This window comes from Pectobacterium carotovorum, assembly GCF_900129615.1.
In the GTDB taxonomy this organism is placed as follows: domain Bacteria; phylum Pseudomonadota; class Gammaproteobacteria; order Enterobacterales; family Enterobacteriaceae; genus Pectobacterium; species Pectobacterium carotovorum.
Window position 1 is genome coordinate 758729 of record NZ_FQWI01000001.1, and the last position, 12350, is coordinate 771078.

Below are 12350 nucleotides of genomic sequence, written 5' to 3' on the forward strand. Positions count from 1 at the left end.
CACCACCCTTCACAGTCGAATTCGCGTTTAGGTAGTTAAAGCTACAAATAATAGGGTTATTACGATTCTTTCATAATTCTAGCGAAAAATCTCGGACGAATGCATCACTAATAGTATAAATTAGCCCTTTCACTTTCATGATAAATCGGACACAATCCGCTGTTTATGAAAGCGCTGCGTATCAGTCGAAAAACGTCAACCCAGATCCCTTCGGTATAACATTCGGCATTCTCCTTCTGAAATCCTGTTTTTTAGCTTAGAAGAAGAACATTAAACGTAGGCAAACGATTAACAATATACTTACGTCTGTAACAGGTAAGTTCAGGAGTCATTTTTAGATGGCAACGATTAAAGATGTGGCAAAACGTGCTGGCGTTTCCACCACAACCGTATCGCACGTGATCAATAAAACACGTTTCGTCGCCGAAGAGACTAAGGCAGCCGTCAGGGCAGCAATCAAAGAATTGCATTATTCACCCAGCGCCGTCGCTCGCAGCCTCAAAGTTAATCACACTAAATCTATCGGGTTGCTGGCCACATCCAGCGAAGCCCCCTATTTTGCCGAAATCATTGAAGCCGTTGAAAACAGCTGCTATGCCAAAGGCTACACGCTGGTGCTGTGTAATTCGCATAACGACATCGGCAAGCAGCGCGCCTATCTTTCCATGCTGGCGCAAAAACGCGTCGACGGCCTGTTGGTGATGTGCGCCGAATACCCGCCTGAGCTGTTGTCGATGTTGGAAGATTATCGCAGCATTCCGATGGTCGTTATGGACTGGGGACAGATGCACAGCGATTTTACCGATACGATTATCGATAACGCCTTTGAAGGCGGTTATATGGCAGGCCGCTACCTGATTGAACGCGGTCATCGCGATATCGGTGCCATCCCCGGCACTCAAGAACGCAACACTGGCAGTGGACGCTACCTCGGTTTTTTAAAAGCACTGAAGGAAGCCGACATCACCGTACGCGATGAATGGGTGGTTCGGGGCGATTTCGAACCCGAATCCGGGTACAAAGCCATGCACCAGATTCTCGCACAGAAACAGCGTCCAACGGCCGTCTTCTGCGGTGGCGATATTATGGCGATGGGGGCTATCTGTGCGGCTGACGAACTGGGTCTGCGCGTACCGCAGGACATTTCGGTGATCGGTTATGACAACGTGCGCCACGCACGCTTCTTTACGCCTGCGCTGACCACCATCCACCAGCCAAAGGAGCGTCTGGGCCAGTCCGCGTTCTCTATGCTTCTGGATCGCATTACCAGTAAACGAGAAGATGCGCACGTCATTGAAGTACACCCGACGCTGATTGAACGTCGCTCGGTGGCAGACGGCCCCTACCTCGACTATCGCCGCTAGCCGTAGCCATTCTGTACAGACGATTTTCTTATTCCTGTAAGATTCCACTCTCTGCTTCAGCCCGCTCTCTTGTAGGCTGGCTGAAGCCGTTATAAATTTAATACCGTGTTTCATTTTCTCTGGTGACAGCCGATACCTCGGCTGCGATAAGTGTTGTCCAGGTGTGTTTTACGATACTTTTACAGATAAAAAGTTAAGGAGACATGATGGGTTTACCTTATACAGAAGAATGGGATGATGAGACCGCCCCCTGGTTCCACATCGTGCAGGACATGTTAGCCACCGCCGGTATCACCATCAACGGCACCCGCCCTTTTGATATCCGCGTGATCAACCCCAACTTCTTTAAGCGTATCCTGCGTGAGGGATCCCTAGGGCTGGGAGAAAGCTACATGGACGAATGGTGGGAGTGTGAACGGCTGGATATGTTTTCCCATCGCGTTCTGCGCGCAGGGCTGGATACTCAACTGCCCCGCCGCCTGCACGACCTGACGCGTGTCGCCCTATCCCGAATCACGAATCTGCAATCCCGCCGACGCGCTCAGGTTGTCGGTAAAGCGCATTACGATTTAGGTAATGATCTCTTTACCCTGATGCTAGATCCTTACATGCAATACTCCTGCGCTTATTGGAAACAGGCACAGACGCTGGAACAGGCGCAGGAAGATAAACTCACCATGATCTGCGAAAAGCTCCAGCTCAAATCAGGAATGACGCTGCTGGATATCGGCTGCGGCTGGGGCGGACTTGCCGAGTTCGCAGCACGCCACTACGGCGTTTCAGTTTACGGCGTCACCATTTCCAGAGAACAACAGATGCTGGCACAGCAGCGCTGTCAGAATCTGAACGTCACCATTGAATTACAGGATTACCGCGATCTCGCTCGGCAATTCGATCGCGTGGTGTCAGTTGGCATGTTTGAACACGTCGGGCCGCGCAACTATGACAATTACTTCCGCGTTATACGACGTAATCTAAAACCCAATGGGCTGTTTTTATTGCACACCATCGGAGCCAATAAGACTAACCCGCACATCGATCCCTGGATTCATAAATATATCTTCCCCAACGGCTGTATTCCCTCCATACAGCATATTGCTCAGGCGAGTGAGCCTTACCTGGTGATGGAGGACTGGCATAATTTCGGTGCCGATTACGATCGTACATTAATGGCGTGGCATGCACGTTTTCAGCAAGGCTGGCCGCAGCTTTCCACACGCTACTCTGCGCGCTTCCACCGGATGTTCAGCTACTATCTTAACGCCTGCGCAGGGGCATTCAGAGCACGAACACTTCAGCTCTGGCAGGTCGTGTTCAGCACGGATGGGATCGAAGGCGGGTTACGTGTTTCACGCTGACAGAAAAGAGAAAACCGGACGATACGGTTCGTCCGGTGTGCAAAAATAGGCAGTGCAGAATATCAGTCTTCCTTGCCGAGCTCGCTCGCCTGCTTGCTGGCTAACACGCGCTCGACGGTATCCACCACGGCCTGTGTTTGCGGGTCGATTTCAATATTGATACGATTCCCCAGACGTTTCTGTCCCAGCGTGGTGCGGTTCAGCGTTTCTGGAATTAAATGTACGCAGAAACGTCCGCGGGTGACTTCGCCCACCGTCAGGCTGATGCCATCAATTCCAACAAAGCCTTTATGCAACACGTATTTCATCAGCGCTTCATCAGCCAGGCGGAACCAAATCTGATGGTTATTCTCTGAAACCTGAATCTTAACCACTTCCGCCGTACACATGATGTGACCCGACATAACGTGTCCACCGATCTCATCACCGAATTTCGCGGCCCGCTCAATATTGACGACATCGCCTTCATGAATATCGCCCAGATTCGTTAACCGCAGCGTTTCCTTCATGAGATCAAAACTGACACGATCGCCGTCAATGGCGGTTACCGTCAGGCAGCAGCCATTGTGCGCCACCGATGCACCGGGCACGAGCCCTGGCAGCAGTTCGGGTGGGAGTTGGACAATGTGCGTGCGAAAGTTGGATTTTTCTTCAATCGACACCACCGGCGCGGTGCCCTGAACAATACCGGTAAACATGCGGTTTGCCTCTTAAAAAACAAAGAAATGACGCTGTGCAGTGTGCCCGATATTTCGCGGAAAACCAAACCGGAATGCCGTATACCGCATAGCTATCGAAACCGTAGCGTAACAAAAAGAATATATTCTCTTCCACGCTGGTTTACTTTCGTTAAGTCGTTACAATAATGTTCGCTTTACCCCGTTCTATTTTTCATATCTGAATTATTAATTCCGCAGTCAAGTCATTCAAGGAAGGTATCCGTGCAACAGTATCTGACAGAAGCGCGTAAATTATCGGCGCTTGCTGTTCCTGTCATTATTGCGCAAGTGTCCCAAACGTCGATGGGTGTGGTTGACACCATCATGGCCGGTGCTTATAGCGCCACCGATATGGCCGCTGTCGCGGTGGGAACCTCAATCTGGCTCCCCGCCATTCTTTTTGGTCATGGCCTGCTACTGGCGTTAACGCCCGTTGTCGCACAGCTCAACGGTTCCGGCCGTCGCGAGCGTATTTCTCATCAGGTGCGACAATCTTTTTTCCTCGCTGCCATCATTTCTGTGCTGACGATGCTGGTGCTGTATCAGGGGGAATACGCGATTAACCTGATGAGCGACGGTTCGCCTGAACTGGCTGCGAAAGCCATCGGCTATCTGCACGCGTTGCTGTGGGGCGTGCCCGGCTATCTGTTCTATCAGGTTTTGCGCTGCCAGTGTGAAGGGCTGTCCAAAACCTACCCCGGCATGATGATTGGATTCATCGGGCTATTAATCAACATCCCGATTAACTACATATTCATCCACGGTAAATTTGGTATGCCCGAACTGGGCGGCGTAGGTTGCGGCGTCGCCACCGCGTCGGTTTACTGGATCATGATGCTGCTGATGATGCTCTATACCCGACGTGCCTCCTGGCTACGCGATATCCGCTTGCACCGTCCCGCATTCCGGCCGGATTTTACCGTGCTGAAGCGCCTGTTTGGCCTCGGTTTACCCATCGCGCTAGCCCTGCTTTTTGAAGTCACGCTGTTTGCCGTGGTTGCCCTATTGGTGCTACCGCTGGGTGTTGTCGATGTCGCAGGTCACCAAATTGCCCTGAACTTCAGTTCGCTGATGTTCGTCCTTCCGCTCTCTGTGGGCGTCGCTACCACCATTCGCGTCGGACATCGATTAGGGGAAGGTTCGGTTGAGAACGCCCGCATTGCCGCGCACACGGGTATCATGGCTGGCGTAGCGTTAGCCTGCTGCACGGCAATCTTCACCACGCTGCTGCGTGAACCCATTGCCCTGCTCTACAATCAGGATCCGCTGGTGGTGGCGATGGCTTCTCAGCTCATGCTGTTGGCTGCCGTTTATCAAATATCCGATGCCGTTCAGGTTATCGGCACCGGCGTACTGCGTGGCTATAAAGATACCCGTTCAATTTTCTATATTACCTTTGTCGCGTATTGGGTATTGGGGTTACCGAGCGGCTACCTGCTAGCGTTGACGGATACCATCGTGCCGCGCATGGGGCCTGCGGGCTTCTGGTGTGGTTTCATCATTGGCCTGACGGCGGCAGCGGTGATGATGGTGACGCGAATTCGTTTTCTTCAGCGTCAACCCGCCGCACGGATTTTAGCGCGCGCCGCCCGCTAGATAACGTTTCATCCGGTTTACGTCGAAAAAAACGACGAAATGGATACAACCCCAGCAATCGCGCTGGCAAGAGCACAAAATTGCATTTTTCCTCTTGCCAGTTTTCCCCTTGCTCGCTACTATTCGCCTCGCTGTCAGACAGGCAGCACGGTATCTCAATGCGTTCATAGCTCAGTTGGTTAGAGCACCACCTTGACATGGTGGGGGTCGTTGGTTCGAGTCCAATTGAACGCACCATTCCTTGTTTTACCCTTCGAATTCATTCTTCCTTGTTGTCCTTTATACCCGATAAGTACTGCCATTATCAGGGTAGCTAGCATCCTATATCAGCTAATTAGCGCCGCGTCTGTATTAACAGGCCAGAGGCTATTTATTCCTCCAGCCTGAATTTTCAGAATCGTTGATTCGCCAATCACCTCATTGTTGAATCTATACAACAAGGCACTGTTATTCCGTCTGCGATTCGATCACCACCACGCACTGCCCTGCACGCACAGATGCGCCGGGCTGGCAGCGGATCTCCCGCACCGTACCGCACTGCGGCGACACAATCGGGATTTCCATTTTCATCGATTCGAGAATCATCAGCGTTTCTCCCTCTGCCACCGTTTTGCCGACTTCCGTCGTCACCTGCCAGAGATTGCCGGAAATCGGGCTTTCAACGCCGACCTGTCCCGGCAGGATCGGTGCTTCACTCGCCTCTTCAATCACCACATCCACGCTATCCGTCACCGATTGACCGGCAATACGCCAGCGCTCACGCTCTGCCTCAAACGCAGCCCGCTGACGCACGCGGAATGCTTCAATTTCTTCCGCTTCCCGCGACAGGAAATCCTGATAGGCGTTTAACGCCAATTCACTTTGCTCGATCCGTAGCGGGTAGCGCCCTAGCGGGAAATCCCGTCGAATGGATAACAATTCGTCGGCAGATACCGGATAGAAGCGAATTTGGTCAAAGAAGCGCAGTAGCCACGGTTTGCCGTCAAATGCGCCAACGCCGCGATAGCGATCCCACATTTGCAACGTGCGTCCGACAAACTGGTAACCGCCCGGCCCTTCCATGCCGTAAACGCACAGGTAAGCGCCGCCGATGCCCACTGAGTTTTCTGCCGTCCAGGTACGCGCAGGATTATATTTGGTGGTGACTAAACGGTGGCGTGGATCCAGCGGTGTTGCCACCGGTGCGCCGAGGTAAACGTCACCCAATCCCATCACCAGATAGCTGGCGTCAAAGACGGTACGGTAAACTTCATCGAGATTATCCAGTTCGTTAATACGGCGGATAAACTCAAGGTTGCTCGGGCACCAAGGCGCATCGCTGCGTACCGTGGTCATGTATTTTTGAATCGCCAACTGGCAGGCGGGATCGTCCCAAGACAGCGGCAGATAAACCACTCGTGAGGGCACTGTCAGATTCTGCTGGGTGCAAACGTCCTGCCATAGCGTGGAGAGCACATCCAACAAATGCTGTAACGAAAGCACTTCAGGGCGATAGTGCACCTGCAACGAACGAATGCCCGGCGTCACATCAATAATGCCATCGAGCGTCTGTTGTTCCAGCGCCAGCATCAGCGCATGGACGCGAAAACGCAGCGCCACATCTAGCTCCGCCGCGCCCACTTCCAATAGCAAATGGGTATCACCGGACAGCCGCGCAACCAGCCTTTTATCCGCCTCACCGCTATCCAACACCACCGGAGAAATCAGCGCGGCAGGCGACCAGTCGACAGCGATCGGGGCAAGCTGTTCCACCTCAGTATGACGTGCCTGCGCCAGTGCGCGTGCCGTCGGGAGATCGACAGGAATAAAGCGCACACGGTCGCCTGCAGTAAGTTGCCCCAGCGCCCACAGGTCGGCTTTGATTATCGTCACCGGACAGACGAATCCACCGAGACTCGGGCCATCCGGCCCCAGAATAACTGGCATATCGCCGGTGAAATCCACCGCGCCAATGGCATACGGGTTGTCGTGAATATTCGAAGGATGCAGCCCGGCTTCTCCACCGCTATCACGAACCCACTCTGGTTTCGGCCCAATCAGGCGTACACCCGTGCGGCTGGAGTTAAAATGGACTTCCCACTCGGTGGTGAGGAACGTTTCCATATAGGCAGGCGTAAAATAGTCCGGTGCCGCATGCGGGCCGTAAATCACACGTAGTTCACGCACCGTAGACAATGTGGTGCGCAAGGCGTCCGGCAGGCAATCGCCGGTGCGTCTGTCCGCCAGCGGCGCAAGGTGCAAGACGTCACCCGCCCGCAGCGCCCTGCCCGCGTGGCCGCCAAATTGCCCCAGCGTAAAGGTGCTTTTACTGCCGAGATAGTCCGGCACATCGAACCCGCCACGCAGGCAAAGGTAGCTGCGTACTCCCTGCGCATTCGCCGCACCTAACCGCAGCGTAGCACCCGCCGGTATCGCAAATACGCTATCCATCGGCACAGATTGACCATCCAGTTCGATAGCCATAGCCGCACCAGTAACCGCTGCCACAGCGTCCGTATTAAAACGCAGTGTCGGCCCGTTCATCGTGACTTCCAACGCCGCCATTCCCGCCGGATTCCCCACCAGACGGTTGCCTAAACGCAGCGCGCGATCGTCCATCGGCCCCGACGGCGGCACACCGACCGCCCAGTAGCCGAGACGGCCGGGATAATCCTGTACGGTGGTCTGCGTGCCAGCACTCACCACTTCGCAAGTTGTCGCATTGTAGACCAACGTATCCAGACAGCGTGTCCACGGCTGACCGCGGGCAAACGGCTCTGCCGCCAAAATCTGACGCAAATAGTCACGGTTGTGTTCAACGCCATAGAGTCGCGTGTCCGCCAGCGCTCGATCCAATCCGACTATCGCCTGCTCGCGGGTTGGCGCGCAGGCGATGATCTTAGCCAGCATCGGGTCGAAAAACGGGGGAATCTCGCACCCGGCCGTCACCCACGTATCGATGCGCAGGCTCTGTCCCTCTGACATGGGAAACGCAACTTCCGTCAATAATCCCGGTGACGGCTGGAACTGCTTGCCCGGATCTTCAGCATACAGACGCGCCTGAATCGCATGACCCTGAGGGTTCAGTCCGGCTGCCAACTCATGCAGCGGTGGCAGATCGCCTGCGGCCAGTTCGATCATCCAGCGCACCAGATCCACACCCCAGACCTGTTCCGTTACGCCGTGCTCGACCTGTAGGCGCGTATTGACTTCAAGAAAGTAAAAACGGTCCGTCGCGCTGTCATACACGAATTCCACCGTTCCGGCACTGCGGTAATTCACCGCCTGTGCCAGACTGATTGCCGCAGCACACAGCGCATCGGCAACGCCATCTGGCAGATTGGGCGCGGGCGTTTCTTCAATCACTTTCTGGTTACGGCGCTGTACCGAACAGTCCCGAACCCCCAGCGCCAACACGTCGCCCTGCCCGTCACCAAAAATCTGTACCTCCAGATGCCGGGCGCGTTCGATATACTTTTCGATGAAAACGCCTGCGTCGCTGAAGTTGTTCTGTCCCAAACGCTTTACCGTTTCAAACGCGTCAGACAGTTCTGTGGTGCTATAGCAGACGCGCATCCCGATTCCACCGCCACCCGCCGTGCTTTTAAGCATGACCGGATAGCCGATCGCTTCCGCCGCCCGAAGGGCTGCATCAATATTTTCCAGCAGCTCGGTGCCTTCCAGCAGCGGCACGTTGTGCTGCTTCGCCAACGCGCGCGCCGTATGTTTTAAGCCGAATACCCGTAGCTGCTGCGGCGTCGGCCCAACAAAGGCAATCTGTGCCGCTTCGCAGGCTTCGGCAAACGCCGCATTCTCGGACAGAAAACCATAGCCGGGATGAATCGCTTGTGCGCCGCTGCGCTGCGCCGCAGAGAGAATTTTTTCTACATCCAGATAGGTATGAGCCGCCGCGCCCTCTCCCAGACTAAGGGCTTCATCGGCGTCCTGAATATGCAGGCTACTGATATCAGCATCAGAATAGACCGCGACGCCACGGACGTTCATCTCGCGCAGCGAACGCAGAATACGGCACGCAATCGCGCCACGGTTGGCAATCAGAAGTTTGTCGAACATACGCTAGACTCATGCAAGGGCGGGCCGTCCCGCCAAAATGCGATCCGCATGATGGTCGTCCATCGCGGTAAATATCATAGGGTGCAAAGGCCTGCTACCACGCTAGAATCACGGGGTTTTGTCAGACTGAACGCGGCGCGGCGACGACAGGAAATAGCGATTTGCCCTTGCCTCCAGCGCGCTCACCAGCCACGCTTTCACCCGCTGCCAGCGCGTACGTTTTTCATCGCCTCGATCTGGCATCAATTCCATATCAGCACCTCCGCGGGCGTCGGGTTCCAGCCGTTGCACGGGTTATTCAGCTGCGGACAGTTGGAAATCAGCACAATGACATCCGCTTCGGCGCGCAGCTCCACGTATTTCCCCGGTGCGGAAATACCGTCCTCAAAGGTCAGCCCACCTTCTGCCGTCACCGGCACGTTCATGAAGAAGTTGATGTTCGCGCCGATGTCCTTTTTGTTCAGGCGACCATCGTGCAGGCAGGCGCAGAGAAAGTTGTCGCGGCAGCTATGCATGTAGCGCCGGTCGAGCGCATAGCGCACGGTGTTGCTTTCCTGTGCACAGGCTCCGCCCAGCGTGTCATGGCGACCGCAGGTGTCGGCGACAATCGTCAGCAGCGGATTGCCAAGATTGGAGTACAGCACGCTGCCCGTCGTCAGGTAGACGCTATTCTGGCGGCGCAGCGTACGTTGTGGATCGTAGCGTTCACGCGGATCATTGACGCGATAAAACAGCGTATCCACCGCCTGATTGCCTTCCAGATCCAGCAGTCGCAGCGTCTGCCCCTGCTTCACCTCAAACAGATAGGGTTCTCCGGCAGGAATCACATGGCGGAATACCGCGTCCTCGGCCGTTTTATTGCTGGCAATTAATGTCATGTCCGGCCTCCTTACAGGCAAAAGCGTTCGGTATTGTGAAACGCGCGTGCATTTTCCTCACGGAACGCACGGCAGTACGCAGCGACATCCTCGCCTTCCGCCCGACTCCAGGTGAGCGCAATCGGGCGCGGCGCATAGGTCGGGTTAGGATCCATCGGGTGTTGCAAGGCGGTCAGCACCACCAGCGTATCCATCGGCGCATACAGCTCGATGTAGTTTCCCGCCTGAGAATGATTAGTATGAAAATGGAATTGCCCTTGCGCATCCACGGTGATTTTGCTGAACAGGTTGATGGTCATCAGCAGATCTTGCAGATTGAGATTCCATTTCCCCATCTCGACCAGCAGGTTATCCATGCCATTACGGAAAAAACCGTTGCGCAATTCCTGATAGCGCCCCTGCCCGTATTTCTCCTGCACTTCCTGCGCATTGAGCACGCCGCCAAAGCTGTCGTGCCAGCCGCAGGTGTCGGTAATGATTGCCGCCAGCACGCGTCCCATATCGGAATAGAGGCAGTGCCCAGCCGTTAATTTGGCGGTGTGCTGCCCTTTCAAGGTATCCGGCAGGTTCAGGCGTTCGCTGGTCTGGTGCGCGTTAAACAGCAGCAGACCCACATTGCCACCGCCTTCCACATCTTCGATACGCAGAATCTGTCCACGCTTGAGAATGAAAGAGGTATGTCCTCCGCCCGGCACGATTTCTTCATCAAACGTTGTTCGGCCTGTCGATGTGTTTGTCGATGTCTGTATCGCTGTCATAACCGAAAGCTCCTCAAATAGGGGATGTCGCCGCGCTGACTACAGGAGGCACTAGCGTCAGCGCACGCTGGCGCGTAGCGAGACGCTCCTGATTAAGCGGGATGTCATAGGTAATACGTGCGCCATAGGCTTCCGGCGCATGGGGATCGACGCGCACTTTGTCGAACACCAGCAAACGCGTGCCGAGATGGAAACCTTCCGGCAAATCGTGGGTGACCATAAAGACCGTTAAGCGGGTTTCTCGCCACAGCTCCAACAGCAGCGTGTGCATATCGCCGCGAATACCCGGGTCCAGCGCCCCAAAGGGTTCATCGAGCAGCAGGATGCGCGGCTGGACAATAAACGCCTGCGCAATCGCAAGCCGTTGCTGCATGCCGCCAGAAAGTTGGTTGGGGTATTTGTGCATGGAATGTCCCAGCCCGACGCGCTCCAGCATCCGCGCGGCATTGTCTCGCGCCGCCTGTTTGCGCTGTCCAAACAACCTGCCGAGCCAAGGGGAACGCGGGATCTCCAGCCCAATCACCACGTTTTCCAGCACGGTTAAATGTGGGAAAACCGAATAGCGCTGAAACACCACGCCGCGGCTGGCATCCGGTTCAGCGGGCAGCCGCTTCCCTTCAAGCCGCACTTCACCACGGCTGGGCGTTTCTTGCCCCAGCAGCAGGCGCAGAAAGGTGGATTTACCGCAGCCGGATGCCCCAACCATCGTGCAAAACTCCCCTTCCTCAACGTTCAGGTTGAGGCGTTCCAGCACGACGTGATCGCCGTATTCCTGCCAGATGTTATCGATCTCGATAAAACTCATGCTTTGCTTTCCTCTGACCACGGGAACCAACGGCGATGCAGCCACCGCAGCGCCATATCCATGAGCCATGCCAGCAGCGTGATCCACACGACGTAAGGCAGAATCACGTCCATCGCCAGATAGCGGCGTACCAAAAAGATGCGGTAGCCCAACCCCGCTGTTGCCGAAATCGCTTCGGCAGAAATCAGGAACAGCCACGCCGCGCCCAGCAGCAGCCGCAGTGAAATCAACAGCCGCGACAGCAGTTGCGGCAGGATGACGCGCAGCACCACGACCCAACTGTTCGCCCCCAGCGTCTGCGCTTTAATCAACGTTTCCTGCGGTATGTTGCGAGCGCGCTGTTCGAGGTCGCGCGCCAGCATCGGCGTAACCCCAATCACGATCAGCATCACTTTCGAGAGTTCATCCAGCCCGAAAACGATGAAGAGAATGGGCAAAATCGCCAGCGGCGGGATCATCGACAGTACGGTCATCAGCGGCGAAAGCGATGCGCGAAACAGCGGGAAAGCCCCGGCCGCAACCCCGAACAGCAGGCTCAACAGGCTGGCGATCCCCAGCCCCAGCGCGAGACGCACCAGACTGGCCTGCGTATCTAGCCAGAACAGGTAATCGCCGCTGCGTTTGTCCTCGGTCAGTGCCATGCGCTGAATCGCCTCGGCCATTTGCCCGAGGCTCGGCAGAAGTTTGTCGTTGGGGTTAGCCTCCAGCCGCAATGCCGACCCAATGAGGTACAGCACCAGCAGCACGACAAACGGCAGCAGGACCAGCAACAGCCGTCCGCCCCGGCTGGGGTAGCGATTGATCAAGCGCACGATAGTC

At 55.4% G+C, this 12350-nt stretch carries 10 protein-coding genes and 1 tRNA gene; 4 read left to right on the forward strand and 7 right to left on the reverse strand.

Features of this window, described 5'->3' with window-relative positions; genetic code table 11:
* Nucleotides 1-338: 338 nt before the first annotated feature.
* Both purR and cfa read left to right on the forward strand, forming a co-directional pair.
* Nucleotides 339-1364, forward strand: a complete 1026-nt coding sequence (gene purR, locus BUB06_RS03290; RefSeq protein ID WP_039471672.1) for an HTH-type transcriptional repressor PurR — start codon at nucleotides 339-341, stop codon at nucleotides 1362-1364.
* A 206-nt stretch (nucleotides 1365-1570) separates the two neighbouring features.
* Nucleotides 1571-2722, forward strand: a complete 1152-nt coding sequence (cfa, locus tag BUB06_RS03295) for a cyclopropane fatty acyl phospholipid synthase (RefSeq protein WP_039471670.1) — start codon at nucleotides 1571-1573, stop codon at nucleotides 2720-2722.
* Nucleotides 2723-2784: 62 nt separating this feature from the next.
* Here the strand turns inward: cfa and BUB06_RS03300 are convergent, their stop codons facing one another.
* A complete protein-coding gene (locus BUB06_RS03300) occupies nucleotides 2785-3420 on the reverse strand; it encodes a riboflavin synthase (RefSeq protein ID WP_010304886.1) in 636 nt (211 codons plus the stop codon).
* A gap of 243 nt (nucleotides 3421-3663) precedes the next feature.
* Between BUB06_RS03300 and BUB06_RS03305 the strand changes: the two genes are divergently transcribed.
* Both BUB06_RS03305 and BUB06_RS03310 read left to right on the forward strand, forming a co-directional pair.
* Nucleotides 3664-5037, forward strand: a complete 1374-nt coding sequence (locus tag BUB06_RS03305; protein WP_039471668.1) for an MATE family efflux transporter — start codon at nucleotides 3664-3666, stop codon at nucleotides 5035-5037.
* A 160-nt stretch (nucleotides 5038-5197) separates the two neighbouring features.
* Nucleotides 5198-5274, forward strand: a tRNA-Val gene (locus BUB06_RS03310).
* Nucleotides 5275-5484: 210 nt separating this feature from the next.
* Here BUB06_RS03310 and uca read toward each other — a convergent pair.
* From uca to BUB06_RS03335, 6 genes are all read right to left on the reverse strand, one after another.
* Nucleotides 5485-9090, reverse strand: a complete 3606-nt coding sequence (uca, locus tag BUB06_RS03315; RefSeq protein ID WP_039471666.1) for an urea carboxylase — start codon at nucleotides 9088-9090, stop codon at nucleotides 5485-5487.
* Between the two features lie 108 nt (nucleotides 9091-9198).
* Complete coding sequence (locus BUB06_RS22085; RefSeq protein WP_165572341.1) at nucleotides 9199-9342, reverse strand: hypothetical protein; 144 nt, start codon at nucleotides 9340-9342, stop codon at nucleotides 9199-9201.
* The gene (locus BUB06_RS03320; protein WP_039359366.1) at nucleotides 9333-9968 is read right to left on the reverse strand and encodes an urea amidolyase associated protein UAAP2; all 636 of its coding nucleotides are present in this window, start codon (nucleotides 9966-9968) and stop codon (nucleotides 9333-9335) included. Before BUB06_RS03320 ends, BUB06_RS22085 begins: the two co-directional genes overlap by 10 nt.
* A gap of 11 nt (nucleotides 9969-9979) precedes the next feature.
* Nucleotides 9980-10726 carry an urea amidolyase associated protein UAAP1 gene (locus tag BUB06_RS03325; RefSeq protein WP_039471664.1) on the reverse strand — a complete coding sequence of 249 codons (747 nt, stop codon included), beginning with the start codon at nucleotides 10724-10726 and terminating at the stop codon, nucleotides 9980-9982.
* 13 nt (nucleotides 10727-10739) lie between these two features.
* Complete coding sequence (locus tag BUB06_RS03330; protein WP_039471662.1) at nucleotides 10740-11531, reverse strand: ABC transporter ATP-binding protein; 792 nt, start codon at nucleotides 11529-11531, stop codon at nucleotides 10740-10742.
* On the reverse strand, nucleotides 11528-12343 hold the full coding sequence (locus BUB06_RS03335; RefSeq protein ID WP_039471660.1) for an ABC transporter permease: 816 nt from the start codon (nucleotides 12341-12343) through the stop codon (nucleotides 11528-11530). Before BUB06_RS03335 ends, BUB06_RS03330 begins: the two co-directional genes overlap by 4 nt.
* Nucleotides 12344-12350 lie beyond the last annotated feature (7 nt).

Coding starts and splice junctions, on each gene's coding strand:
- cfa (WP_039471670.1), top strand. CDS start 1,571: ATGGGTTTACCTTATACAGAAGAATGGGATGATGAGACCGCCCCCTGG.
- BUB06_RS03320 (WP_039359366.1), bottom strand. CDS start 9,968: ATGACATTAATTGCCAGCAATAAAACGGCCGAGGACGCGGTATTCCGC.
- BUB06_RS22085 (WP_165572341.1), bottom strand. CDS start 9,342: ATGGAATTGATGCCAGATCGAGGCGATGAAAAACGTACGCGCTGGCAG.
- BUB06_RS03300 (WP_010304886.1), bottom strand. CDS start 3,420: ATGTTTACCGGTATTGTTCAGGGCACCGCGCCGGTGGTGTCGATTGAA.
- purR (WP_039471672.1), top strand. CDS start 339: ATGGCAACGATTAAAGATGTGGCAAAACGTGCTGGCGTTTCCACCACA.
- uca (WP_039471666.1), bottom strand. CDS start 9,090: ATGTTCGACAAACTTCTGATTGCCAACCGTGGCGCGATTGCGTGCCGT.
- BUB06_RS03325 (WP_039471664.1), bottom strand. CDS start 10,726: ATGACAGCGATACAGACATCGACAAACACATCGACAGGCCGAACAACG.
- BUB06_RS03330 (WP_039471662.1), bottom strand. CDS start 11,531: ATGAGTTTTATCGAGATCGATAACATCTGGCAGGAATACGGCGATCAC.